At 42.0% G+C, this 25,032-nt stretch carries 24 protein-coding genes; all 24 read left to right on the top strand.

Annotated features, from left to right (window positions below):
- Nucleotides 1-108: 108 nt before the first annotated feature.
- Complete coding sequence (locus tag G5B11_RS03385; protein ID WP_158421274.1) at nucleotides 109-1,197, top strand: Gfo/Idh/MocA family protein; 1,089 nt, start codon at nucleotides 109-111, stop codon at nucleotides 1,195-1,197.
- A gap of 2 nt (nucleotides 1,198-1,199) precedes the next feature.
- Complete coding sequence (locus tag G5B11_RS03380) at nucleotides 1,200-2,033, top strand: sugar phosphate isomerase/epimerase family protein (RefSeq protein ID WP_173726890.1); 834 nt, start codon at nucleotides 1,200-1,202, stop codon at nucleotides 2,031-2,033.
- Entirely contained in the window at nucleotides 2,026-2,805 is a 780-nt protein-coding gene (locus G5B11_RS03375) for an alpha/beta fold hydrolase (RefSeq protein WP_173726889.1), read from the top strand. The genes G5B11_RS03380 and G5B11_RS03375 overlap by 8 nt, the downstream gene beginning before the upstream one ends.
- A gap of 310 nt (nucleotides 2,806-3,115) precedes the next feature.
- Nucleotides 3,116-3,664 (top strand): phosphatase PAP2 family protein, encoded by a 549-nt coding sequence (locus tag G5B11_RS03370; RefSeq protein WP_173726888.1) that lies wholly within the window; start codon nucleotides 3,116-3,118, stop codon nucleotides 3,662-3,664.
- Between the two features lie 292 nt (nucleotides 3,665-3,956).
- A complete protein-coding gene (locus G5B11_RS03365) occupies nucleotides 3,957-4,622 on the top strand; it encodes a GTP pyrophosphokinase (RefSeq protein WP_158421270.1) in 666 nt (221 codons plus the stop codon).
- Nucleotides 4,623-4,686: 64 nt separating this feature from the next.
- Nucleotides 4,687-5,847, top strand: coding sequence for a 23S rRNA (uracil(1939)-C(5))-methyltransferase RlmD (rlmD, locus tag G5B11_RS03360; protein ID WP_173726887.1), 1,161 nt, complete (start codon nucleotides 4,687-4,689; stop codon nucleotides 5,845-5,847).
- Nucleotides 5,848-5,996: 149 nt separating this feature from the next.
- Nucleotides 5,997-6,230 (top strand): hypothetical protein, encoded by a 234-nt coding sequence (locus G5B11_RS03355; RefSeq protein ID WP_173726886.1) that lies wholly within the window; start codon nucleotides 5,997-5,999, stop codon nucleotides 6,228-6,230.
- Nucleotides 6,220-8,706 (top strand): AAA family ATPase, encoded by a 2,487-nt coding sequence (locus G5B11_RS03350; RefSeq protein WP_173726885.1) that lies wholly within the window; start codon nucleotides 6,220-6,222, stop codon nucleotides 8,704-8,706. Before G5B11_RS03355 ends, G5B11_RS03350 begins: the two co-directional genes overlap by 11 nt.
- Complete coding sequence (gene mcrC / locus G5B11_RS03345; protein WP_173726884.1) at nucleotides 8,703-9,740, top strand: 5-methylcytosine-specific restriction endonuclease system specificity protein McrC; 1,038 nt, start codon at nucleotides 8,703-8,705, stop codon at nucleotides 9,738-9,740. Before G5B11_RS03350 ends, mcrC begins: the two co-directional genes overlap by 4 nt.
- Before the next feature lie 14 nt (nucleotides 9,741-9,754).
- The gene (locus tag G5B11_RS03340; RefSeq protein ID WP_173726883.1) at nucleotides 9,755-10,801 is read left to right on the top strand and encodes a virulence RhuM family protein; all 1,047 of its coding nucleotides are present in this window, start codon (nucleotides 9,755-9,757) and stop codon (nucleotides 10,799-10,801) included.
- 543 nt (nucleotides 10,802-11,344) lie between these two features.
- On the top strand, nucleotides 11,345-12,349 hold the full coding sequence (locus tag G5B11_RS03335) for a virulence RhuM family protein (RefSeq protein ID WP_173726882.1): 1,005 nt from the start codon (nucleotides 11,345-11,347) through the stop codon (nucleotides 12,347-12,349).
- A gap of 737 nt (nucleotides 12,350-13,086) precedes the next feature.
- The gene (locus G5B11_RS03330) at nucleotides 13,087-13,863 is read left to right on the top strand and encodes a CpsB/CapC family capsule biosynthesis tyrosine phosphatase (protein ID WP_173726881.1); all 777 of its coding nucleotides are present in this window, start codon (nucleotides 13,087-13,089) and stop codon (nucleotides 13,861-13,863) included.
- Nucleotides 13,856-13,978 (top strand): hypothetical protein, encoded by a 123-nt coding sequence (locus tag G5B11_RS19290; RefSeq protein ID WP_262582731.1) that lies wholly within the window; start codon nucleotides 13,856-13,858, stop codon nucleotides 13,976-13,978. Before G5B11_RS03330 ends, G5B11_RS19290 begins: the two co-directional genes overlap by 8 nt.
- A 31-nt stretch (nucleotides 13,979-14,009) precedes the next feature.
- Complete coding sequence (locus tag G5B11_RS03325; RefSeq protein WP_173726880.1) at nucleotides 14,010-15,017, top strand: LCP family protein; 1,008 nt, start codon at nucleotides 14,010-14,012, stop codon at nucleotides 15,015-15,017.
- An 85-nt stretch (nucleotides 15,018-15,102) separates the two neighbouring features.
- On the top strand, nucleotides 15,103-15,843 hold the full coding sequence (locus G5B11_RS03320) for a YveK family protein (RefSeq protein WP_173726879.1): 741 nt from the start codon (nucleotides 15,103-15,105) through the stop codon (nucleotides 15,841-15,843).
- Nucleotides 15,840-16,580: a CpsD/CapB family tyrosine-protein kinase gene (locus G5B11_RS03315; protein WP_158421263.1), complete on the top strand. Its 741-nt coding sequence runs from the start codon at nucleotides 15,840-15,842 to the stop codon at nucleotides 16,578-16,580. The genes G5B11_RS03320 and G5B11_RS03315 overlap by 4 nt, the downstream gene beginning before the upstream one ends.
- A 165-nt stretch (nucleotides 16,581-16,745) precedes the next feature.
- Nucleotides 16,746-17,324: a hypothetical protein gene (locus tag G5B11_RS03310; protein ID WP_158421262.1), complete on the top strand. Its 579-nt coding sequence runs from the start codon at nucleotides 16,746-16,748 to the stop codon at nucleotides 17,322-17,324.
- Between the two features lie 156 nt (nucleotides 17,325-17,480).
- Entirely contained in the window at nucleotides 17,481-18,932 is a 1,452-nt protein-coding gene (locus G5B11_RS03305) for a sugar transferase (protein ID WP_173726878.1), read from the top strand.
- Between the two features lie 41 nt (nucleotides 18,933-18,973).
- On the top strand, nucleotides 18,974-20,104 hold the full coding sequence (locus G5B11_RS03300; protein WP_173726877.1) for a glycosyltransferase family 4 protein: 1,131 nt from the start codon (nucleotides 18,974-18,976) through the stop codon (nucleotides 20,102-20,104).
- Nucleotides 20,104-21,303, top strand: a complete 1,200-nt coding sequence (locus tag G5B11_RS03295) for a glycosyltransferase (RefSeq protein WP_173726946.1) — start codon at nucleotides 20,104-20,106, stop codon at nucleotides 21,301-21,303. Before G5B11_RS03300 ends, G5B11_RS03295 begins: the two co-directional genes overlap by 1 nt.
- A gap of 23 nt (nucleotides 21,304-21,326) precedes the next feature.
- Nucleotides 21,327-22,517, top strand: coding sequence for a radical SAM protein (locus G5B11_RS03290; RefSeq protein ID WP_173726876.1), 1,191 nt, complete (start codon nucleotides 21,327-21,329; stop codon nucleotides 22,515-22,517).
- The gene (locus tag G5B11_RS03285; protein WP_173726875.1) at nucleotides 22,517-23,119 is read left to right on the top strand and encodes a hypothetical protein; all 603 of its coding nucleotides are present in this window, start codon (nucleotides 22,517-22,519) and stop codon (nucleotides 23,117-23,119) included. The genes G5B11_RS03290 and G5B11_RS03285 overlap by 1 nt, the downstream gene beginning before the upstream one ends.
- Nucleotides 23,120-23,184: 65 nt before the next feature.
- Nucleotides 23,185-23,832, top strand: a complete 648-nt coding sequence (locus tag G5B11_RS03280) for a glycosyltransferase family 4 protein (protein WP_173726874.1) — start codon at nucleotides 23,185-23,187, stop codon at nucleotides 23,830-23,832.
- Nucleotides 23,833-23,859: 27 nt separating this feature from the next.
- Nucleotides 23,860-25,029 (top strand): polysaccharide pyruvyl transferase family protein, encoded by a 1,170-nt coding sequence (locus tag G5B11_RS03275; RefSeq protein ID WP_173726873.1) that lies wholly within the window; start codon nucleotides 23,860-23,862, stop codon nucleotides 25,027-25,029.
- The last annotated feature ends 3 nt before the right edge of the window (nucleotides 25,030-25,032 follow it).

Here is a 25,032-nt window from a genome sequence, read left to right as displayed (position 1 = left end):
ATATATGCTTGAAATACGCATGCAAAAATCATACAATGAACCTGTCAAAAAGAATCCGAACCCCTTTAATGGACAGTAAAAAATAAACAGGACAGGAGTTATGATACAATGAAAACAAATGTGAAAAAAGATGAGCGTTGTTTAAAGGTTGGTGTACTTGGCTGTGGAATCATCTGTCAGGCTGCCCATCTGATCGGATGTACGAAAGCACATAACATTCAGTTGGAAGCAATTTGTGATGTGGCAGCAGAGCTTCGTGAAAAAATGGCTGCTATTTATTCCCCTAAAAAGGTATATGACGATTACAGCAAAATGCTGGCAGATCCGGAGATCGATGCAGTGATCATTGGTATTGGGGATCAGTTTCACGTACCATGTGCAAAACAGGCGATTCTTGCAGGAAAGCATGTTTTTGTGGAAAAGCCCATGGGAGTTTCCATTGAAGAATGCCAGGAATTAAAAGAAATGGCCGAGGAGAGAGGGCTGTTCCTTCAGGTGGGTCATATGAAGCGCTATGATGAAGGCCTTCAGTATGCCAAGAAATTTAAAGAAGAAAAAATGGGCGAGATCACAACATATAAAGGCTGGTATTGTGACAGTGTAGGCCGTTATACCCTTACAGATAACGTGATGCCTGTTTTGTATTCCAGTGATGCAATGAAGAAACCGGCAGGCAATCCAAAGGCAGTGCTGGATCATTATTACCTTCTGGGACATGGAAGCCATCTGTTTGATACAGCTCTTTATTTTATGGGGGATATTGACTGCGTTTCCGCAAGATATGTACATAAAGAAAAGGTTCATTCCTGGCTGATCGACTGTAATTTTGCCAGTGGCGCCATTGGAACCTTAGATCTTACCATTGCAATTGCACAGCAGTGGCATGAAGGTTGTGAGATTTACGGTACAGGCGGAACAGTCTATGCTAAGACCTTTAATCCATGGGAATTCCGTTCTTCTATTGTAGAATGCTATGATAAAGAAACCAATGTTTCTTCCACACCTGCAGCATATGACGGCCAGTTTTACAGAAGAGAGCTGGAAGGCTTTGCAGACAGTATCTTAAACGGCACACCATGTACAGGGGCAACTGCAGATGATGGAATGATGGTGATGCGTGCATTGATTGCAACCTATCAGTCTGTACAGCAGGGGGGAAAATGGATCGCATTAAAAGACGTTAAGGGAGGATTATGATCATGAAAGAAATCGGTATTTTTTCCAGAACTTATGAGATCGGTGATCTGGAAGAAACATACAGAAGAATGACTGCAAATGGCATTACACATACTCAGTTCAATCTTTCCAATGCAGGCCTTCCTTCCCTGCCGGAGCATGTGGCAGAAACCAAACTGGAAGAGATCCGTACACTTACTGCAAAATATAACATCCGTCTGGATGCACTTTCCGGTACCTTTAATATGATCGATCCGGACGAAGAGGCGCGAAAAAAAGGCTGTGACCAGTTTAAGCTTCAGTGTCAGATCGCCAGATATCTGGGTATTCCCATTGTTACACTTTGCACTGGATCCAAGAATAAAGAAAGCAAATGGAAATGGCATGAGGACAATACCAAGCAGTCTTCCTGGGACGATCTGATGAGAACCACAGAGACCATTTTAAAATATGCAGATGATAACGATGTGATCCTTGGTGTGGAAACAGAGGCAAGTAATATTATCTGTTCTCCTGAGATCGCAAGAAAATATATGGATGCTTCCGGCAGTGACCGGATCAAGATCATTATGGATGGTGCAAACCTGTTCCATGACGGTGATGCAGCAGACATGGAAAAGGTTCTGAAGGAAGGTTTTGAGATCCTTGGAAGGGATATTGTTTTGGCACATGCAAAAGATATTTCCTTTAAAGGAAACACAGAGTTCGTAGCTGCCGGACAGGGAGATCTTGATTTCAGACTGTATATTGATCTTCTGAAAAAGACAGGATATGAAGGTGCACTGATCATGCATGGTCTTTCAGAAGAACAGATACCGGCAAGCAAAAAGTTCCTGGAGGAGATTCTTAATGTATAAATGGATAAATCATGGTCTTCACCTGGAATATGAGATCAGTGGTGAAGGGATACCCTTCATATTTCTGCATGGCATGGGAGGAAGCGTAAAGCAGATCCAGTCTACCTATGAGCCGCTTGAAGGGGTAAGTCTGATCAATCTGAACCAGCAGGGCCACGGTGAAAGTGAAGCCTGCTGGGAGAAATTTGACTTTGATCATCTTGCTGATGATGTGTGTGATTTAATGGACAGACTGGAAATTAAAAAGGCGTACTTTGCAGGAATCTCTATGGGAGCTGCAGTATGTCTGAATCTAGCTGTAAGATATCCCCAGAAGGTCGAAAAGCTTCTTCTGATCCGGAATGCATGGACAGATCATCCTATGTCAGATAAGGTTCAGAAAGCGTATTATGATCTGGGAGCCTGTTTGCAGGAGGGAGGCATTGAGCGGTTTTATACCACCGAAGGGTGGCAGATCGTAAAGGAGCCGTCTGCTTATACCTGCAATGCATTTACTTCTCCTTTTGAAGATAAAGCCTGTGTTAAATACTGGCAGAAATATCAGATCCTGCCGGATAAGACGCCTATTCCTAATGTGGAGGTGCTGAAGAATATCCAGGTTCCTGTTACCATTCTGGCCTGCAGGAATGATCTGTGCCATCCTTACGAATATGGAGAATATCTGGCAAAGCATATTCCTGGTGCTGTGCTTTTGGAAATCCCGGATAAGGATAAAGATGGTGCCCTTCACAAACATATGATCAATGAAGCAATCCGTGAAATGCTGTTTTAAAAGGTTTTATTCGTGAAAAGATGATTTTATCTCAGTCGAGAAGACTCCCACCTCTTTCAGGTGGTGAGTAACAGCAAGTTCGTCTCAGTGGGAGTCCAATCTCCGACTGAGATAAACGCTCCGCGAGGATGCGCAGTGATTCTGTAAAGAATATGTCAGCTTACGCTGACCAGAATCACGCGCCAAGTCTCGCGGCTGCTCGACTTGAAATCCGGCAATGCTGTTTTACAAGCTTTACATTTTGGGATAAATAGTGTAATCTGTTTTCTGATATTCTTTTTGCGTACTAAGAAAAGAAAGGGTCAGAAAAATGAATATAATTCAAAATGCAGATATCTCTATTCTTTTATATATCCAGGAGCATATCCGAAAAGAATGGATGAATGGATTCTGGAGAGCCATCACATTTCTGGGAGACGGAGGATGGTTCTGGATCCTTCTGGCAGTTGTCCTGCTGATCATGAAGAAAACCAGGAAAGCAGGCGCGGCAGCAGCAATTGCCCTTGTGATCGGAGCGCTGATCACTAATGTATGTCTGAAAAATATGGTTGCAAGAGTCAGACCATATGATACATACAGTGCGTTGATCCCAATTGTCACCAAGCCAATAGACTGGTCTTTTCCATCAGGGCATACCTGCGCTTCATTTGCAAGTGCTTTTGTGTATTTCAGGCTTTTGCCAAAGAAATACGGGATCCCGGCCCTGGTCCTGGCCTGTATGATCGCCTTTTCAAGGCTGTATCTGGGAGTTCATTATCCTACAGATGTACTGGCCGGCTTCTTGATAGGCCTGCTTGCTTCAGCGCTGGCAGTATGGATGGTAAGTCGCTTTTGCGATCATAAAAAGCAAACTGTATAAACCAGTAAATGTTGTAAAAAACTCCTGCAAAGCTACCTCCGGATGAAATGTATAAATGCCACATCTTCTTAATACTGAAAAGAGTTCTTCAGTAATAAGGAATGTGGCATTTTTATGATTTTACCAGGATTTTACAGAAACATATGGATAATAAGCACAAGGATCCTGTATTATTTCATCATTTATCATTGGCATTGAGGAAAATTTATTGTATTATTGTAACTATTCAGTAGAAAGTAACTGTGATGATACTGAACAGTTATGTAGGATTGGATCAAGGAGTGTATCGTTTATGGGGAATAAAGAAGATAAGAATATAATCGGGGAAAAAGAAGCAGCAGAAATCAGGAAAATATACAAAGACATGCAGAAGGATCAGTTCTATCTGCAGGGACAGTATGCTATCGGTATTGTAGAAGCCAAGGCAAAGATCATTGATGAACAGCTTTCCATGAAATATCAGAGAGAGGTTATGAAAAGTATTACCGGAAGGATCAAAAAGCCGGAAAGCATATATGCCAAGCTTGTGAGGAAGGGACTGGATACAGATCTGCAGACTGCAAGAAAAAAGCTGAACGATCTGATCGGTGTAAGGATCGTCTGTCTTTTTCTTGATGATGTATATGAAGTGGCACAGATCCTGAAAAAGCAGCAAGATATCAAAGTTATCAAAGAGAAGGATTATATTGAAAAGCCAAAGAAAAACGGGTATATGAGTCTTCACCTGATTGTGGATATCCCTATTTATTTCAATGAAGAATCTGAGACAAAACGGGTGGAAATACAGATCCGTACTGTTGCCATGGATTTCTGGTCTGTGCTGGAGTACCAGTTAATGTACAAGAAAAATGTATCTGGTGCAGAAAAGGCAGCCAAGGAACTGAGGGATTATTCGGAGGAAGTGGCAGCTTTGGATGAAAAGATGCAGAAGCTGCGGAATACTATCGAGAAAATATAATGATCGAAATATTAGAATCATTGTGGAGTTTTTATAAAAGTCTGCAATGCTTTTTGGAGGAAAAATGAGCGAAGAAAAAGTATTAAGCTGTGCATATGCAAAAAAATGCGGAGGATGCAGATATCAGGGCGTACCCTATGAGAAGCAGCTTGCCAAAAAACAGAAGCAGGTACAGGAATTGCTGGGAAAATATGGAAAAGTGCAGAAGATCATAGGGATGAAGAATCCATATTTTTATCGGAATAAAGTACATGCAGTTTTTGACCGTGACCGGAAAGGAAATATTATTTCCGGTATATATGAGCCCAGATCCCATCGGGTTGTATCTATTGACCAGTGCCTGATCGAGGATGAGAAAAGCCAGGAGATCATCCGTACCATCCGTGGCATGCTGAAATCCTTTAAGATCAAGACCTATGATGAAGATACCGGATATGGACTTTTACGTCATGTACTGGTACGCAGAGGTTTTACCAGTAAAGAGATCATGGTGGTTCTTGTAACTGTTTCACCGGTTTTTCCGTCAAAGAATAATTTTGTGAAAGCACTGAAAAAGGCACATCCTGAAATCACAACAATCGTTTTGAATGTAAATGACAGAAATACAAGTATGGTTCTTGGAGACCGTGATATTGTGCTTTACGGAAAGGGTTATATTAAGGATAGCCTTTGTGGCTGTACCTTCCGTATTTCCCCCAGGTCTTTTTATCAGGTAAATCCAAAGCAGACGGAGATCCTGTATGAGAAAGCTGTGGAATATGCAGACCTGACAGGAAAAGAAAGTGTGATCGATGCCTATTGCGGCATTGGCACCATCAGCCTGATCGCAGCGAAAAAAGCAGGAAGGGTAACAGGAGTTGAACTGAATAAGGATGCAGTAAAAGACGCCAGGATCAATGCAAAAGAGAATAAAAGTTCCAATGTACGCTTCTGCGAAGGAGATGCAGGGGAATATATGGAAGCAATGGCTGCTTCCGGACAGACCGCCCAGGTTGTGTTTATGGATCCGCCTCGTGCAGGAAGTGACCAGAAATTTCTAAGCTCCCTTGTGAAATTAAACCCTGACCGGGTGGTATACATTTCCTGTAACCCGGAAACTCTGGCCCGTGATCTGGGATACCTTACCCGGAAAGGTTATGCTGTCAGGAAAATCCAGCCAGTAGAGATGTTTTGTTTTACCGAGCATGTGGAAGTGGTCTGTTTGCTGTCAAGGAAAGATAAATAAGTGCTGAAAAGTAGCGTATTTTCGGACTTTTTTGAGATTAGGTAATAGCTCATGAAAGTCCGTATTTCTTATGTTGAAACATATCCACGGTGAAAATGGTTAGAGGGTTTAGACTGTGGATTAGATGTTATGGAAAGAGTGAGTGATTAGTGGATGAAATAAAATATCTATTAAAGTTTGGGAAACGTGAGCATTTAGTCGTGAATCAGCAATATATATACGTCAGCATTAAGAAGAATATGTGGTGCATGATGAAGCAATGGGGAACTGAACAAAAAACTGTGCTGAACTGTGGAAGCTCAAGCACAAAGACAGATGCAGAAAAGGAGTGTGTACAATTCTCTGAAGCTGTTTCTGGAGGAGGGATAACTAATGCAATATGATTGGACAAATTTTTACACGGAGTTTGCAACGAAACTCCTGCCTTTCAAAGCTGACAGAAAGGCATTAATTAAGAAACTATATGCGGTGTATAACATGGCAGGAATGAGCGTTCCTAAGCTTGAAAGTGGCGATGAGATTATTGACATCGATCCATTTACTATCTTTGGAACCTTTAATAAGGGAATCACAAATGCTAATAGAATCGCTATTCTTAATGGGATTGCGTCAGAGTTCGAAATTTCTGCAACGGTGCCGAGCAATTTTGATGGAATTCCGGTTCTCAATAATCTGAAAGCGACATTCTATGGATTTAAGGATGATAGAAAAGCAGATGATATTGATAATCTGTGGAGTTTGTTTGAGACTTCTCTTGTACTTGCCGATAATGACACAGCAGATAACCGCCGGAAATTTTCAGAAGTTTATGATATGGTACATGATCAGCTTTGCATTCGATGGAATATTACGATGGGCCTGTATTGGATGCGTCCTTATTCATTTATCAACCTGGATTCCAGAAATCGCTGGTTTATATCTGATGCCCAGAATATGCCGGGCGAATTTGTTGTGGCCGCTGAGAAGAAGCTGAAGAAAGTTCCGTATGCAGCAGATTATCTTGAAATAAAGGATTTGTGCGAGAAAGTTCTGGATGCAGGTCAATATGAATACAAGAGCTTCCCGGATTTATCCTATACGGCATGGATTGTCTCTGAGCAAGTAAATCAAGAGAAGTCTATTGAAAAAGGAAAAAAGACTTCTAAAGCAGAATTTCTCAAATGGTTTATGCCATTATTACAGGCACTACGTGATCTGGGAGGATCTGCGACACCAGTAGAGGCAAGAAAGAAAATCATTGAAAACGAGCATCTGTCGGATGAGGTGATAAACGAAACAAGAGGCAAAACGAAGGTTAACAAATTTGAAAATGAAGTTGCTTTTGCAAGAAATTATCTTGCCGGAGCAGGATACATCGATAAGAGCGTAAGAGGCGTGTGGACACTTACCGAAGCAGGTAAGACAGTGGAAATAACAGCGGAGATGGCATCGGATATTTTCAAAAAAGGCGTCTCTGATGCAAAGAGTAATAAAACGAATGATAGTGATGCTCTTGCAGACAATGATATCGATACTGTTCGTTATTGGCTTTATGCTCCAGGACAGGGTGCTGATAAATGGGAAGAGTGCTATAAGAATGGCTATATGCTGTTGGGCTGGGGAGAAATTGGAGATCTTGGAGTATTCAGCTCTAAAGATGAAATGAAGCAGCAGATGAAGCAGGAATATGGCGATAGTAGCTCTTATAAGAATTCAGCTCATGCTACATGGCAGTTCGTTCATGATATAAAGGTTGGCGATGTTGTATTTGTGAAGAAAGGCAACAATGGCATTCTTGGTAAAGGAATCGTTGAGTCCGACTACGAATACGATGCTGATCGTGCAGATGAGTATTCAAATGTCAGAAAAGTTAACTGGACCAATAAGGGGAATTGGACAATTAACCATCAGGCACCGCAGAAAACTTTGACTGATATTACTCCATATAGTGATTTTGTGCAGGAAATCAAAGACTTATTTGAAGACGATGATATAGTTGACGACGAGCAGGAAGTTACCTATCCAGAGTACACAGCGGAGAATTTCCTAGATGATGTCTATATGTCTGAAGAAGACTATTCCAGATTAGTTGGCCTGCTTAGAAACAAGAAAAACATTATTTTGCAGGGCGCTCCAGGGGTGGGAAAAACTTATGCTGCTAAGCGCTTGGCATATTCAATGATGGGTGTAAAAGATGTAGAGCGTGTGATGATGGTGCAGTTCCATCAGAGTTATTCCTATGAAGATTTCATTATGGGTTTTCGTCCATCTGCTACAGGATTTGAACTGAAGAAAGGTGCATTCTATAACTTCTGTAAGAAGGCTGAGATAGACAGTGATAACGAGTATTTCTTTATTATAGATGAAATCAATCGTGGAAATCTGAGTAAGATCTTCGGTGAGCTATTTATGCTGATTGAAAATGATAAACGTGGAAATGCGCTGCAGCTTCTATATTCCGATGAGAAATTTGCGGTTCCGAAGAATGTCTATATCATCGGTATGATGAATACCGCAGACAGAAGCCTTGCTATGTTGGATTATGCACTTCGTAGAAGATTTGCTTTCTTTGATATCAAGCCTGGTTTCGAGACTCCGGGTTTCCGAGAGTATCGCATGGCATTAGACAATGAGAAATTCAACAAGTTGATTAGTTGCGTAGAAAATTTGAACAGAGTGATTGCTTCTGATGAGTCTTTAGGTGAAGGATTCTGCATTGGACACAGCTACTTTTGTAATTTACAGCCAGACACAATCAACGATGATTGGCTTTATGGTGTCGTGGAATATGAGCTAATACCGCTGTTGAAAGAATACTGGTTTGATGAACCTATGAAGGTGAAAGATTGGAGTGAAAATCTAAGGAGTGCGATTAAGTGATACCAATACAAAACGTCTATTATATGCTGTCCTATGCTTTTCAGGTATTGAATGAGCAGGGCTATAAGAACATAGCCACAGAACAATTTCATAATACTGCTGAGCTGATGGCGGCTATTTTAGAAAAAGGTATTGCCCTTCAGCTAAAACGCGGACTTGGTAAAGAATACATTCCGCAGATGGAGGCTCTATCTTCTTTGCGAGAAAAGATTGATATTGCAGAGTCCATCAAGACACAGTCAATGATGCGAAAACAGTTGATCTGCACATATGATGAGTTCTCGGTTAACAGTATCATGAATCGGATTATAAAATCTACAGTTGAACTACTCCTGTGTTCAAATATATCGAAGCAGCGTAAGAAGAGTCTAAGAAAGCTAATGGTATACTTCGGTGAAGTGGATTTCATTGATTTGCACACGGTAAATTGGAATGTTCAGTACAATCGAAACAACCAGACCTATCGTATGTTAATTTCGATATGTTACCTGGTAGTAAAGGGCCTGCTGCAAACGCAATCAGATGGACGCAAAAAGTTGATGGATTTTCTGGATGAACAGAGAATGTGTAGATTATATGAGAAATTTATCTTGGAATACTACAGGAAAGAATTTAAAAACCAGATAGTTGCAAATGCATCACAGATTCCATGGCAGTTGGACAATGAAGAAAATGCTATGCTTCCGGTGATGCAGAGCGATATTATGCTCCAGCGGGGTGATAGAGTTCTTATCATCGATGCAAAATATTATGAGCACAGCACTCAGGTACAGTTTGACAAACATACACTTCATTCAGGCAACCTTTATCAGATCTTTACTTACGTGAAGAACAAGGAGTATGAACTGAAAGATAAGGACCACAAGGTTTCCGGGATGTTACTGTATGCAAAGACAGATGAAGAAATATATCCGAATAATGTTTATCAAATGAGTGGAAATCAGATCACGGTCAGTACTTTAGACTTGAATAAACCGTTTGCGGAAATAGTTGAGCAGCTAAACACAATAGCGAAAACGCATTTTGAGGTATAAAGGAGGCGCTTCATTTGGCAAAGAAAAAAGATGAGATAACCATCCGCTCAAGCGCAGCGGAATACCTGACTTATGTTGCATCTATCGGTGATCAGCAAGACAGCATTGAGATGCGCTATGAGGATGAGAATATATGGCTGACACAGAAGATGATGGCCACATTGTATGACGTTGGTTTGCCAACGATAAATGAACATATTAAAAAGATTTACGCTGATAGTGAATTAGAAGAGTCTGCAACTATTCGGAATTTCCGAATAGTTCAAACCGAAGGTTCCCGTCAGGTGACTCGTGATACAAAGCATTATAATCTTCAAATGATTATTGCTGTTGGATTCAAGGTAAATAATGAGCGAGCAGTGCAGTTTCGCAAATGGGCCAATGGCATAGTGAAGGATTACACAATCAAAGGCTGGGTCATGGATGATGAACGCCTGAAAAATGGTGGATCTGTGCTTACAGTAGAATACTTCGACCGTTTGCTTGAGCAGATTCGTGAGATTCGTTTGTCTGAGCGTAGATTTTACCAGAAGATAACCGATATCTATGCCACAGCTCTTGATTATGATCGGACAGCAAAAACAACAAAGCAGTTCTTTGCAAAGGTTCAAAACAAGATGCATTATGCAGTTCATGGACATACAGCAGCAGAGTTGATTTACGAGCGAGCAGATGCTGATAAGCCACATATGGGATTAACCACTTGGGCGTCAGCACCGGAAGGAAAGATCGTAAAAAGTGATGTGAGCGTTGCGAAGAATTATCTTTCAGAGAAAGAAATGCGTTCACTGGAGCGTATTGTATCTGCTTATCTGGATTTGGCAGAGGACCGGGCAGAACGTCATATTCCAATGACGATGGAGGATTGGTCAAAGCGACTGGATCTATTCTTGATGGCTGATGACAGAGAGGTTCTTCAGGATGCAGGCAAAATCACTGCTGAGATTGCCAAGGCAAAAGCTGAAACCGAATTTGAAAAATATCGTGTCATTCAGGACAGATTATTTATGTCTGATTTTGATAAGTACATGCTGGAACTGGAAGAGAACGCGAAGAAGTAGCAGTATTGCCATTAAAATTTTCAGTTTTCCAAGGTCGAGTGCATGGAAGTTGAGCCATCAGTCGGGGCGAAAAATAGCTGTTGACCTGTTCTCTGTACGAAGAACAGACGAGGTGGAGGCGATGGCAGTTCTTCGTTAAATTTGACTTTTATGTTTGAATCACTATAATAGTAGAAACGAATAAAAAAGTTGAACTTTTTCCGTGAACAGGCGAGGTTCAGGTTGTGATATGGATAGCGAGTTGTATTAATACTTTTTTGCTACAGAATTTGTTGATATGTTTCCGCAAACAAACGGAGATATTTTGCAACACTCTATATTAGTCTGGATCGGTTCCCGAAAACTGACATCAATCAGGACGTGTCGTGCCATGTGGAAACTGTGTGCCTCTTGAGCAAACGAAAACCAGATGCTAAGGTAAAACTCAGCGTGGATATGGATGATTACTACCGTATTAAGGATGGTAAAGATGAGGAATGATGATTTCGCTAGAGTGACTCGTTCACGTTGATAATGTATCTGATTTTGGAGGAAAATTAATTTATGGACAAAGAAAAAGCAGATATGATTATTTATACGACAGAGGATGGTCTGACGAAAGTTGAAACTACTTTTGATGGTGATACAGTCTGGTTGTCTATTGATCAGATGGCAGAATTGTTTCAGAGAGATAAATCAACCATTTCCAGACATATAAAAAATATATTTACAGAAGGTGAATTGCAGCGGGATTCAGTTGTTGCAAAATTTGCAACAACTGCTACTGATGGAAAAGTTTACAATGTAGATTATTACAATCTTGATGTTATTATTTCTGTTGGCTATCGTGTAAAATCAAAACGAGGAACACAGTTCAGAATCTGGGCAGCTGGGATTTTAAAAGAATACATGAGAAAAGGTTTTGCACTTGATGATGATCGTTTGAAAAATCTAGGTGGCGGTGGATATTTCAAGGAATTGCTAGAGAGAATCCGTGATATTCGTGCATCCGAGAAAGTATTTTATCGCCAGGTTCTGGAAATTTATGCAACGAGCATAGATTATGATCCGAAAGCGGAAATATCCATTGCATTTTTCAAAAAAGTGCAAAATAAAATTCACTACGCAATTCATGGACAAACTGCAGCAGAAGTAATCTATAACAGAGCAGATGCAGAAAAAGAATTTATGGGACTTACTACTTTTAAAGGAAATCAACCAACATTAAAAGAAGCTGTAGTTGCAAAGAATTATTTATTTGAAAAAGAATTACGTGCAATGGGACAGCTGGTATCGGGATATCTTGATTTTGCAGAACGTCAGGCAGAACGGGAACAGGCTATGACAATGAGGGACTGGGCAGAGCATCTGGATCGGATTCTGACAATGAGCGGGGAACAGCTTTTACAGGAAAACGGAAGTATATCGCACAAACAGGCTGTTGATAAAGCAACGGACGAGTATAAAAAATATAAAGCACGAACACTCAGCACGGTGGAAGAAGATTACCTGAATTCAATAAAAATGTTGGAGAAAAAAACAGATAAAAAACAGATAAAAAACAGATAAAAAACAGTGAGAACATCATCAGAATTAGTGGTCTGGAATTTCCGGTGTATAATGACCGGATACCAGGTCGAAACGGTGGCAGGCGGTAGCAGTGTAAAATCGGCTCTGCGGTCTTTTCATACAACGAAGTCAATCGCACCGTAGAAAATTTACAATTGACTTCATTGCCCCACACATCCCAAACAATATAAGCAAAAAAAGCCGATAAACTTGTGAGTAATCACAAGAATCGGATTTTTTTTATGGAACTCTTGATATATATCAAGATAAGCAGGTTTGCACTCTTGACAAATTTTGAGAAGAAATTTATATTACACGAGATTTAGTACATGATGTACTTGTATCATGCCGTTTTATACGTGCAAATTCCGGCTCATCTGAGCGTGGATTCCGCTACAAGCTGAACATTGATTCCGGTTCAATCTGATCTGCTTTCCGCCATTAGCTGATCAGTAGCACCCCCATCATCAGTATCAATGGCAAGGGCTAAAGCCGGCATAAATGCCCCATTGACACTGTTTCTGGTCGTGCTTTATGGATAATCAAGCAGAACAAAGAGTTGTTCTGCTGACACATACTTATCCAGACCATTTAATCAGTTTATTCCGGAACATTGATCCGTTGATTTGGAACGAGTGCACAGTTTAAGCGGAATATGCATTTTATACGGTATTGGCTGGTTTTGTACAGTATCATGCAGCGTAGTTCTTTGTATATCGGGTTTTGGAGAAAAGAATATGATTATTGACTTTCATTCACACATACTTCCGGGGATCGATGATGGATCCAGGGATCTGGATACATCCATGGCAATGCTGGAGCAGATCAGGGCACAACAGACAGACATTATGATAGCAACACCGCACTTTTGTGCCACACAGGACAGGATTGACACTTTTCTTCAACTTAGACAACAGGCCTATGATGCTCTTTGCAAAGCCACAGCAGAGCGTGGATGGACAGACTATCCACAGATTCTGACTGGCAGTGAAGTAGCATTCTTTAATGGTATCAGCAGATCAGAAGAGATCTGCAGACTCACCATAGAAGGCACAGATCTTCTGCTGCTTGAGATGCCCTTTGTCCCATGGAATGAACACATTATTGAAGAAGTTTCCGGCTTAATCCAGAATCGTCATTTACGGATCATGATCGCACATCTTGACCGTTTCATCCGGATGCCAGGCAACAAGAAGTACATCTGCCAGTTACTGGAACTTCCGGTTTATGTACAGCTTAATGCAGAATGCCTGACAAACTGGAGATATCGACATTTCTTCCTGAAAATGCTGGAAGAGGGCACTGCCCATGTTCTTGGCAGCGACTGCCATGGAGCCCATCACCGGGTACCGAATTTAAAGGCTGGCAGAGATATGATCCAAAAGAAAAAGGGCATACAGCTTCTGGAGAAGATTGACCGGCAGGGATATGAATTATTGTTTGACAATGGGCAGACGGTGCCCACGAAAGCAGCAGGATATTCAGAAAAAAAACGGAGGAGTAATAATGTCTAAAAAAGTATGTATCACATTCAGCGTGATATTATTTATCATTTTGGCAGCACTTATGTATTGTGAAGCCACCCATCCGGCAGGCGGTCCCGCTATGCTGAAAGAGATGATGAAGTGATCTGCCTGAAGAAGTTTAGAAAAGGAACAGTATGACCAGATACAGAAAAAAATCAGAAATCAAGCGTATATATGCGAAGATTGGGATATTTATTGCTATACTTGCAGCAGGATTCGCTATCATATCCTGCATCCTTGGCATGGCAGACAGGCAGTCCCTGAAGAATACCGTTCAGAAGAATGAGGATAATAAGATCCTCTATCAGGGTACTGCGTATGTGCCAAGAGGAAATCTGGAGACCTATCTTTTTGCCGGTATCGATGATCCGGGAAAAGTGGAACAGATCAGTGAATATGATGGCAGCGGTCAGTGTGATGTACTGATCCTGTTGGTACGGGATCGAAGTACCGATCAGTGCCAGATGTTAACGATAGATCGAAATACGATCACACCAGTTCAGAGTCTGGAGGATGATGGGAGCTACATCAGTACAGATGATATGCAGATTTCACTGGCACACGCCATGAGCCTGGATCATATTACCAGGGCAGAGAATACAGTTCAGGCAGTGTCCACTCTTCTGAGTGGAGCCAGGATCGACTATTATGCCATGGTAAATATGGGAGCGATCCAGACAGTGAACGATCTGGTAGGCGGTGTTACTGTTACTATCCAGGATGATTTCACCGGTGTGGATGACAGCCTGAAAAAAGGAGAAACCGTTACTTTGACTGGATCTCAGGCAGAGCATTTTATTCGTGGCAGGATGACGATGAAGGATGATGATACCAATCAGAATCGTATGGCGCGGCAGACACAGTATGAGGATGGCTTCAAGACAGCATTCCAGCAGAAGTGCAAGGAAGACAATACCTTCCCGCTTCAGATGTATCATGTTCTGGAAGATTACATGACCACGAATATCAACGCCAAAAAGTTCAGTCGCCTGTCTCTTCTTTTGACAGATGGCAGGGAGGTTGGAAGGCTGTCCATTGATGGGAAATATGGCGTGGATGACAGCGATTGGCAGACCTTTGTGCCGGATGAAAACAGTCTGGAACAGGTGATCCTGACCTTATTTTATGAGAAGCAGAAATAGATTCTTGTAAGAAACAGGACAAAAGATGCTTTCCAATATGCTTTGAATAACTATTAATAAGAAAACAGTACAAGGAGAAAGGAAAATGAATCAGAATCAAACAAACGAGGAGATGGAGATCGATCTTCTGGATCTGGCAAGCAAGCTGCTGGATAAGTGGTATTACCTGCTTCTCTGCCTGCTGGCAGGTGCGGTGCTGCTGAATGCATATGCTTTTTTCTTCATTGAACCTACCTACGATTCCACATCAAAATTATACGTAGTATCTGCATCCGATGACTCAGTGGTTAATCTAAGTGACCTGAATCTGGGTACATCCCTTACCGCAGATTATGAAGAACTGATGCTCAGCTATCCGGTATTGAATCTGGTTATTGATAAGCTGCACCTGGATATGACACCGGATAATCTGAAAGGACTGTATTCCCTAAGCAATCCGGCTGATACACGTATTCTTCAGATCACAGCAACCACTACAGACCCGCAGCTTTCTATGAATCTGGCAGAAGCAATGGCAGAAGTGGCAGTATCCTATCTTCCGGAGACTATGAGCACACTGGCACCGAATATAGCCCAGCATGCCAAGATGGCAGATTATAAGGCAGGTCCAAGCTACAAAAAGTATACAATGATCGGTGCACTTCTGGGGCTTTTTATTATGGCAGGGATTCTGGCGGCACAGTATCTTATGGATGATACCATACATACTGCAGAAGATATGGAGAAATATTTTGGCCTGGTACCGCTTACCACGATTCCGGATAGCGAGCAGGTGGTTGATTTTGAAGAAGAGGTACATTCCGGAAAGAGAGGACATAGAAGATGAAGCAGCTGACGATCACCCTTCCTGAATTGCCATATGCAGTAGAAGAGGCAATGAACCGTTTGCGTATCAATATTAAATTCTGTGGCAAGAATACACGAAAGATCCTGTTGACAAGCTGTCTGCCAAATGAGGGCAAAAGCACGGTATCTTCCTACCTGTGGAAGATGCTGGCTGAGGCCGGGTTTCCTACTGTGCTGGTAGACGCTGACCTGCGAAAATCCGTGATGAGGAAGCGCCTCCAGATCGAATACAAGGAGGATGTGCGAGGCCTGAATCATTACTTATCCGGCATGGCAGAATACGATGAAGTAGTCTATCAGACCAACGTAGCCAATGGATATCTGGTGCCGTGCACACAGCTTCTGGAAAGCCCGTCTGCCTTACTGGAGGACAGTCGTTTCCGGGATCTTCTGAATACCCTGGCAGAGAATTACCGTTTTGTCATAATTGATACACCACCTCTTGGCAGTGTATCTGACAGTGCACTGATCGCTTCCATGTGTGATGGAGCAGTACTTGTCATACGTGCCGGAGTTACCCCAAAGGGTATGATCAAGCAATCCTTATTTGAATTGGAGCAAGTCAACTGTAAACTGCTTGGAACCGTACTGAATCGTGCAGAAGTACATAGCCGTGCCTATGGCAAATATTACAGCAAGTATTATGGGAAATATGGAAAGAAATATGGATATGGTTATGGCTATGGAAAAGAAGAAAAACCGGATGCAGGCAAATAAGCTTTGCGACGCAGGAAGATAAGCGTGCATCCGATGATATATCATATGGATCCGGAAGCACAAAGCTATACCGGAATGGCGCACAGACGTCACTGAATCTTGGATAAATGGAAGGTGCGTGGAAGCTTCTGTTTATTGATACATGCAACAAAAGGAGTGAGAAACATGAAACTTTCTAAAAGAATCGCCCTTATTTTTGCTTCTTTATTGATGGTTCTTTGTGTATCAGTATCGGTATCCGCAAAAGAATCACCGACAAAACAATCCTTTAAGGCTTCTCTGAAGCAGTCTGCAGTGGTATATGATGGCAAGACTCATAAACCATCTGTAGTTGTAAAAGACCTTAATGGCAAAACGCTTAATAAGAAGTACTACACTGTACAAGCAAAGAAAGTGAAAAATGCCGGTACCTATACCGTTACTATAAAAGGTAAAGGAAAATATGCCGGATACGTTCAAAAGCTTACTTACAAGATCAAACTGAAGAAACAGAAAGTATCTGTATCCAAGTCGAATATTACAGTAAGGTACAACAGAAATAAAGCTACAAGCCAGGTGGTTAAAGTAACTAAGAAGACCGGAAGGGTTACGTACAAAACCAACAGCTCCAGGATCAAAGTCAACAAATATGGCAAGATCACTGTGGCTAAGGGCACCAGAAAAGGTGTTTATCGTATAACAGTTACTGTTAGAGCAAAGAATTACAGGACAGTAAAGAAATCTATTAGAGTTACTGTAAAATAAGCCGGCTATTTGGCAAAAAAGCTTTAGCAAGTTCCCCAACCACGCAGGGGAACGCTGGCTTATTATAGCAGTACCCTCAGAATTACAGAGGTAATCTCAGACCATTATGTTACCACCAATATACGTTTTGAAAAATAGAAGGAAAAAGAAAAATACATGTATAGAAAAGATTCTGAAGGATGGATAAAGCATCTGGACTTTATTATTTTAGATTTGATCTGTTTGCAGATAGCATTTATATTGGCGTATGCGTTTAGTGGATATGGGATCAATCCATATACAAATTTTAATTACAGAAATATGGCAGTATTTATCGAAATGGCAGATCTGCTGGTAATGTTTGAAGCAAATACAATGAAAAATGTTCTGAAACAAGATTTTTACAGGGGATTTGTTTTAACGGCGCGCCAAGGGGTGACGATCGGGGCACTTTCTTTAGTATATCTGTTCATGTTACAGCGGAGCCATTTTTATTCCAGACTTGCGTTAGTGCTGACTATCATAATATACATATTGCTTACGTACCTGATAAGAGTGCTCTGGAAACGCCATCTACGTAAAAAAATGAAAGAGGATGGGGATTGCTCTTTATTGCTGGTGGTTTCTGAAGATGTGGCTAATACAGTAGTAGAGAACATGATAACACATAATTATGGCAGATATAAGATCGCCGGTATCGCTGTCATTGATAAGGAGATGACAGGTCAACATATAGGCGGTGTGGAAGTGGTTACGGACATGGCGAATGCTGCCGAATTTGTATGTAAGCAATGGATCGATGAAGTACTGATTGCAACCTCCGGCACGGTGCCTTATCCCAAAGAGCTGATCCGGCAATTCACAGAAACAGGTGTGACTGTACATCTGAACCTGGTAAAGGTACAGAGCGTACCAGGCAAGAAACAGTTCGTGGAAAGGATCGGAGATTATACAGTCTTAACCACCAGTATTAATTATGCATCTACCCAGGAGCTTATGCTGAAACGTCTGATGGATATTGTAGGTGGCTTGGTTGGATGTCTGGTTACAGGGATCTTATTTATATTCCTTGCACCTGCCATCTATATAGCATCCCCCGGCCCCATTTTCTTTGCCCAAGAGCGTGTAGGAAAGAATGGAAAACGTTTCAAGATGTACAAATTCCGCAGTATGTACATGGATGCGGAAGAACATAAAGCGGAACTGATGAAAGATAATAAACTAGGTGATGGAAAGATGTTTAAACTGGATTTCGATCCACGGGTCATTGGAAATAAGATCTTGCCCGATGGAACTCATAAGACAGGCATCGGAGAATTCATCCGGAAAACAAGCATTGATGAGTTTCCGCAGTTTTTCAATGTATTAAAAGGAGATATGTCTATTGTGGGGACACGTCCGCCACTTATTTCCGAGACAAACTTATATGAGCTTCACCATCGTGCAAGACTGGCCATTAAGCCAGGGATAACCGGCATGTGGCAGGTGAAAGGACGCAGCACGATTACCGATTTTGAAGAGGTTGTAAGGCTTGATAAAGAATATATTGAGAACTGGAACTTTGGAATGGATATCAAGATCTTACTTGAAACATTGTTAGTGGTTTTTGATAAAAAGGGAGCTGTCTAAGCTTCAGCCATTTTAAATGGACTGTATTATGGAGAAAAGCAATGGAAAAGAACTTAAGATTGGCTGTATTTGGCCACAAACGGTGGTCCAGAGAGGGCGGTATCGAGATCGTGGTAAAAGAGCTATGTACCCGGATGGCTCGCATGGGATGTCAGGTAACATGCTACAACAGGTCAGGGCATCACGTCAGTGGGGCAGAATATGACAATACGGATCAAAGGGAATATCAGGGGATCTGCCAGAAATATGTTCCTACGATCGAACAGAAAGGGCTTGCGGCCGTAAGTTCTTCTTTCTTTGCTGCTCTATTTTGTGCACTGGGAAAATATGATGTGGTGCATATCCATGCTGAGGGGCCGGCCTTTTTCGCATGGCTGCCCAAGTTGTTTGGCAAAAGAGTCATAGTTACCATTCACGGGATCGACTGGCAGCGTGAGAAATGGAAGTCTGGTTTTGGATCCAGATTCATCCGGCAGGGTGAAAGAAATGCGGTAAAATATGCAGATGAAATAATTGTCCTGAGCAAAAGTGTTCAGGATTATTTCAGTGATACATATGGCAGAACCACTCGATTCATACCTAACGGTGTGAATCCTCCGGAACTGAAAGCAGCGGAGCATATTACAGCCAAATATGGACTGACAAAGGATTCTTACATCTTATTCCTGGGTCGCCTGGTACCGGAAAAAGGAATCCGATATCTGATCGAAGCATTCAAGCATGTTCACACAGATAAAAAACTGGTGATTGCCGGTGGCTCCAGTGATACGGATTCTTTCATGAAGGAGATGGAAGATCTTGCCAAAGAAGATGGAAGAATCCTTTTTACCGGATTTGTGCAGGGCCAGATGCTGGAAGAATTATATAGTAATGCCTACATTTACACATTGCCTTCAGATCTGGAAGGCATGCCCCTGAGCCTGCTGGAAGCAATGAGCTATGGGAATTGCTGTCTGGTTTCCGATATTCCGGAATGTGCAGAAGTAGTGGAAGATAAGGCACTGATCTTCAGGAAATCCGATGTGAATGCTCTCAGGGAAAAGCTGCAAGATGCCTGCGATCATCCTGAAAAGATCAAGAAGTATAAAGAACAGGCAGCAGACTTTATCTGTGGGAAATACAACTGGGATGATGTTGCAGAAGAAACGATGAAGCTATACAGGAGAACATGATGAGAAGTTTGATGATAAATAAATTTTTATATCCCAATGGCGGCAGCGAGACGTACATATTCAAATTGGGTGAGGCGCTAGAGCAGCACGGACATCAGGTTCAGTACTTCGGTATGGAACATGAAGGCCGCTGCGTGGGCAACCGGGTCAATGCTTATACATCTGATATGGACTTCCACGGCGGCAGCAAACTGAGCAAGCTGACTTACCCCATCAAGACCATCTACAGCAAGGAAGCGCGGGTGCAGCTGCGGAAAGTGCTGGACGACTTTAAGCCGGATGTCTGTCACCTGAACAATTTTAACTACCAGCTGACACCTTCCATCATTCTGGAAATCGTGAAGTGGCGCAAGGAGACCGGAAGAGATTGTAAGATCATCTTCACGGCACATGACTACCAGCTGGTCTGCCCAAACCACATGCTGAACAATCCCAACACCCACCAGAACTGTGAGAAGTGCCTGGGCGGCCATTTCGTGAATTGCATGAAAGGCAAGTGCATCCACGGCTCCACGGCGAAATCTGCCATCGGCATGATGGAAGCAGAGTTCTGGAAGTGGAAGGGTACCTACAAGTACATTGATACCATGATCTGCTGCTCTGAGTTCATGAAGAGCAAGATGGACAGCAATCCTCTGTTTGCAACAAAAACCGTGGCAATGCACAACTTCATCGATAAGGTGGAGTGGAAGGAAACGGAAAAGAAGGACTACGTCCTTTACTTCGGCCGCTTCTCGGAGGAGAAGGGGATCGGCACGCTCATCAAGGTCTGTAAAGAACTGCCGGATGTACAGTTCATTTTCGCCGGTACTGGCCCGCTGGAAGAGACAGTAAATGGTATTAAGAACATCAAAAACGTCGGCTTCCAGAAAGGCGAGGCACTGGAGAAGCTGATCCGTGAGGCACGGTTCTCCATTTACCCTTCTGAGTGGTATGAGAACTGCCCGTTCTCCGTGATGGAATCCCAGATGTACGGCACGCCGGTGCTGGGAGCGAATATCGGTGGTATCCCGGAGCTGATTCAGGTTGGTAAGACCGGCGAGTTGTTTGAGAGTGGTAACGGGAAAGATTTGAAAGAAAAGATAGAAAAGCTCTGGGGTGATAAGAAGCTGTGTGCGGAGTACAGTGCGAACTGTAAGGACATCAGCTTCGATACCATTGATGAGTATTACGAGAAAATTATGAAAGTTTATAGATAAAAAGAGAGATAGAGGTATTAAAAATGTCTAACAATAGCGAAAAGAAACTGAATGGTACGGTCATCGTCACTTATCGCTGCAACGCTCGTTGCTCTATGTGCAACCGTTATAAGGCACCTTCCAAGCCGGAAGAAGAAATCAGCATTGAGACCATCAAGAAGTTGCCGAAGATGTACTTCACCAACATCACCGGCGGCGAGCCGTTCATCCGTACTGACCTGAAAGATATCGTGCGTGAGCTGTACAAGAAGTCTGACCGTATTGTTATTTCCACAAACGGTTTCTTCACTGACCGTATTGTTGATCTGTGCAAGGAATTCCCGCAGATCGGTATTCGTATCTCTATCGAGGGTCTGGAGCAGACCAACAACGAGATCCGTGGTCTGCAGAACGGCTATCAGCGTGGTTATGGCACGCTGAAGAAATTGCGAGAGATGGGCATGAAGGATGTTGGATTTGGCATGACCGTTCAGGACAAAAATGCTCCTGACCTGGTTCCTCTGTATAAGATCTCTGACGAGATGGGCATGGAGTTCGCAACTGCTTCTCTGCACAATAGCTTCTATTTCGTTGAGGCTAAGAACATCATCCACGACCGTCCGATGGTCGCAAAGAACTTTGAAAATCTGGTCAACGAACTGCTCCGCAGCAACAGCCCGAAAAAGTGGTTCCGTGCATATTTTAACCACGGTCTGATCAACTACATCTACGGCCAGAAGCGTCTGCTGCCTTGCGACATGAGCTTTGATACCTTCTTCATCGACCCGTATGGCGATGTTATGCCTTGCAATGGCACCAAGGATAAAGAGGTCATGGGTAACCTGAACAATCAGACTTGGGATGAGCTGTGGAACAGCCCTGAAGCAGAGAAAGTTCGTGCAAAGGTCCGCTGCTGCGACCGTGACTGCTGGATGATCGGTAGTGTAAGTCCGGCTATGCACAAGTATATCTGGAAGCCTGCTACTTGGGTTCTGGTACACAAGTTCAAGGCACTGTTCACCAAGCATCCGTACAGCATGTATGAGCTGAAGATTTGCCGTGATTACCGCGACGGCAAAGTTACTAAAGAGGATCTGGATAAGTGCAGCACCTGCGATATGAACTGCGTGATCAACAACGGTCTGAGTGAAGCTTCTAAGGAGCAGCTGAAGCATAAGACCGGCGAGGAAATCGTGGATGCTGATATTGCAGCACAGCAGATGGAGACGAAGTGATGAATATCCTGTATATAGCTTATTCATGTAACCCTTTTGCTGGAAGCGAAGATAAAATCGGTTGGTGTGTTCCTTATGAGAGTTCAAAAACAAATAAAGTTTATGTGATCACAAAAGAAGAGCAACGTGAACCAGTCGAAAAATATTTGCAGAGTCACCCACTTGGAAATATAAAGTTTTATTATGTTGACATCCCGAATTTTTACAAGAAAATCTTCAAGGGATTTATGTATTCTGGAAGACTTAATGTGTGGAATAGACGGGTACTTCCTCTTGCAAAGAAAATCTGTGCGGATCAGAAAATTGACGTTATTCATCAGATTACGCCGATTGAGTTCCGTGCAATTGGAGACTATGGAAAGATAGCAAATATTAAATTCGTCTGTGGGCCACTTGGTGGAGGAGAGTCTTTGCCTAATGGGTTAAAAGATTACGCAAAGGGACATGAAATCATTGAAGTCGTTCGCTCAGGGATAAATCGCTGGTATCGTTTTAAGCTGAGAATCACTGGTAAACTAAATCGCTGCGACTATATTATGTTTGCAAATAAAGAGACTCAAGAATTCCTTGTGGGGGGGGACAGAACTAAAATGTCCGTATGAATTAGTCTTTGATAACGGATTAAGACCGGACGAATTAGTGAACTGGACAGAAAAGGAAAAAATGAATGAAGAATTACAATGTAAGTGACGAGCCAGTGACTGAGGTTGCGGTAGATATAAATGATATTAAAGATACTTTCAAAGAAAAGGGCAGAAATGAAGAATGCGTTTTTCTGGTTGCCGGAAGAATGATATATCGAAAGGGTTTGGATTTCCTTTTTGATGCATTGATGAGAATTCCGCAGGAAACTAGATATCAGGTTAGGGTTATAGGCGATGGCCCGGAGCTTGAGCATCTACGTAAACGCTGTAAGGATGACCTGAACTTGTCTAAGCATGTGCACTGCATGGGTTCCATTCCCTATATGGAAATGGAAAAGGAATATGCAGGTGCGGATGTATTTATTATGCCGAGCATTCGAGAGACGACAGGCACGGTCTTACTGGAGGCAATGTCAAAAGGTATTCCGGTTATCACCATTAATAAGTTTGGTGGAGCAACTCTTTTTGATGAAAACACCGGTTGGCTTTATGAAGGAAATTCGAAAGAAGAATACATTGAGAACTTGAAAAAGGCAATTCTTGAATGTATTGCTAATCCTGATGAAGTAACAAGACGTGGAAAAAACGCACGAAAGAAAGCAGAAAAATACACTTGGCAGGAAAAAAACGAGAAGTATCAGGCAATATATGAGGAACTGCTGAAAAAGTAGGATGTGCAGCATAGAGGAGAGGTTACAATGGTTGGAGTATGCATAAAATATATGCATGAAAATTACGGAGGCATATTGCAAGCATATGCAACTGTTAGTTATTTGGAAAATCAGAATATTGAGTATGAGTTGATTCGATATACTAGAAAGAAGACTGTGACAGAAGCACTGAAAGATGTGCCGCGCCTTTTTAATGCAGTTTGGTTTAATAGCAGATATGAAGGAATTCAGAGAAAACTTAGTCTAAAAAAGCATCCTGAGTATGCAAAAAATAATGAAGTTCGTATGAAAGCCTTTGCCGGATTCAAAAAATGGGCTTTTAAGGATTTCTCCGATGAGTATATCGGCTATGCGGCATTACGCGAGGGTGGAAAGAAATATTCGGCGGTTATAACAGGTAGTGATCAACTTTGGAGTCCAGCAGGATTGCCGACGAATTATTACAATTTGATGTTTGTTCCGGACGACACGCTAAAAATTTCAATTGCTTCTAGTTTTGGAGTAAAGGAAATTCCGTGGTATCAAAAGAAAAGAACGATACAGTATTTGAACCGCATCGAATACATTAGTATGCGTGAAAATCGAGGAAGTGAGATTGTCAAGGAACTGACTGGTCGAGATGTTCCTACGATTTTAGATCCTATTTTCTTTTTGAGTAAAAATGAATGGCTGGAGAGAATTCCTAATAAGAGAGAAATCAATGAGCCATATATTTTTGCATACTTCCTTGGTGCTACACAGGAATATCGCAATGCAGTAAAGAAATTAGCTCATGACAAGGACATGAAAGTCGTTGCATTGCGACACATGGATCAGTATGTAGAAGAAGATGAAAATTTTGGAGACTTTGCTCCGTATGATGTGAGTCCAGCGAGATTTCTGAATCTTCTGCGAAACGCAGAGTATGTCTGCACAGATTCTTTCCACGGGACAGCATTTTCTATTCTTAATGAAAAGCAGTTTGTGGTATTTAATAGATATGCTGAAAATTCCAGTTTTTCAAAAAACTCTCGCATAGATACTCTGTGTGTGAATTTTGGTCTAGAAAGTCGGCGTTATAAAAATGGAATGGACTTATCCGGTGTTGTAAAAAATGATATTGATTATATAGTTGTAGGGGAAAAATATAAAAACCTTAAGCTGGTAACAGATGAATACCTCAACACTATTTTGCGTGAAATTAAAGAGCGTGCTTAAAAG

The sequence above is a fragment of the Blautia glucerasea genome (assembly GCF_013304385.1).
GTDB classification, from domain to species: domain Bacteria; phylum Bacillota; class Clostridia; order Lachnospirales; family Lachnospiraceae; genus Blautia_A; species Blautia_A ammoniilytica.
The sequence above is the reverse complement of the archived record's forward strand: the minus strand, read 5'-3'. Positions and strand labels throughout refer to the sequence as shown.

What these genes read in the sequence shown, in the direction of transcription:
- G5B11_RS03365 (WP_158421270.1), top strand. Translation starts at nt 3,957, where the DNA reads ATGGGGAATAAAGAAGATAAGAATATAATCGGGGAAAAAGAAGCAGCA.
- G5B11_RS03330 (WP_173726881.1), top strand. Translation starts at nt 13,087, where the DNA reads ATGATTATTGACTTTCATTCACACATACTTCCGGGGATCGATGATGGA.
- G5B11_RS03305 (WP_173726878.1), top strand. Translation starts at nt 17,481, where the DNA reads ATGTATAGAAAAGATTCTGAAGGATGGATAAAGCATCTGGACTTTATT.
- G5B11_RS03320 (WP_173726879.1), top strand. Translation starts at nt 15,103, where the DNA reads ATGAATCAGAATCAAACAAACGAGGAGATGGAGATCGATCTTCTGGAT.
- G5B11_RS19290 (WP_262582731.1), top strand. Translation starts at nt 13,856, where the DNA reads ATGTCTAAAAAAGTATGTATCACATTCAGCGTGATATTATTTATCATT.
- G5B11_RS03295 (WP_173726946.1), top strand. Translation starts at nt 20,104, where the DNA reads ATGAGAAGTTTGATGATAAATAAATTTTTATATCCCAATGGCGGCAGC.
- G5B11_RS03310 (WP_158421262.1), top strand. Translation starts at nt 16,746, where the DNA reads ATGAAACTTTCTAAAAGAATCGCCCTTATTTTTGCTTCTTTATTGATG.
- G5B11_RS03350 (WP_173726885.1), top strand. Translation starts at nt 6,220, where the DNA reads ATGCAATATGATTGGACAAATTTTTACACGGAGTTTGCAACGAAACTC.
- G5B11_RS03325 (WP_173726880.1), top strand. Translation starts at nt 14,010, where the DNA reads ATGACCAGATACAGAAAAAAATCAGAAATCAAGCGTATATATGCGAAG.
- G5B11_RS03335 (WP_173726882.1), top strand. Translation starts at nt 11,345, where the DNA reads ATGGACAAAGAAAAAGCAGATATGATTATTTATACGACAGAGGATGGT.
- G5B11_RS03385 (WP_158421274.1), top strand. Translation starts at nt 109, where the DNA reads ATGAAAACAAATGTGAAAAAAGATGAGCGTTGTTTAAAGGTTGGTGTA.
- G5B11_RS03285 (WP_173726875.1), top strand. Translation starts at nt 22,517, where the DNA reads ATGAATATCCTGTATATAGCTTATTCATGTAACCCTTTTGCTGGAAGC.
- G5B11_RS03275 (WP_173726873.1), top strand. Translation starts at nt 23,860, where the DNA reads ATGGTTGGAGTATGCATAAAATATATGCATGAAAATTACGGAGGCATA.
- G5B11_RS03290 (WP_173726876.1), top strand. Translation starts at nt 21,327, where the DNA reads ATGTCTAACAATAGCGAAAAGAAACTGAATGGTACGGTCATCGTCACT.
- G5B11_RS03300 (WP_173726877.1), top strand. Translation starts at nt 18,974, where the DNA reads ATGGAAAAGAACTTAAGATTGGCTGTATTTGGCCACAAACGGTGGTCC.
- G5B11_RS03380 (WP_173726890.1), top strand. Translation starts at nt 1,200, where the DNA reads ATGAAAGAAATCGGTATTTTTTCCAGAACTTATGAGATCGGTGATCTG.
- G5B11_RS03315 (WP_158421263.1), top strand. Translation starts at nt 15,840, where the DNA reads ATGAAGCAGCTGACGATCACCCTTCCTGAATTGCCATATGCAGTAGAA.
- G5B11_RS03370 (WP_173726888.1), top strand. Translation starts at nt 3,116, where the DNA reads ATGAATATAATTCAAAATGCAGATATCTCTATTCTTTTATATATCCAG.
- rlmD (WP_173726887.1), top strand. Translation starts at nt 4,687, where the DNA reads ATGAGCGAAGAAAAAGTATTAAGCTGTGCATATGCAAAAAAATGCGGA.
- G5B11_RS03280 (WP_173726874.1), top strand. Translation starts at nt 23,185, where the DNA reads ATGAAGAATTACAATGTAAGTGACGAGCCAGTGACTGAGGTTGCGGTA.
- G5B11_RS03375 (WP_173726889.1), top strand. Translation starts at nt 2,026, where the DNA reads ATGTATAAATGGATAAATCATGGTCTTCACCTGGAATATGAGATCAGT.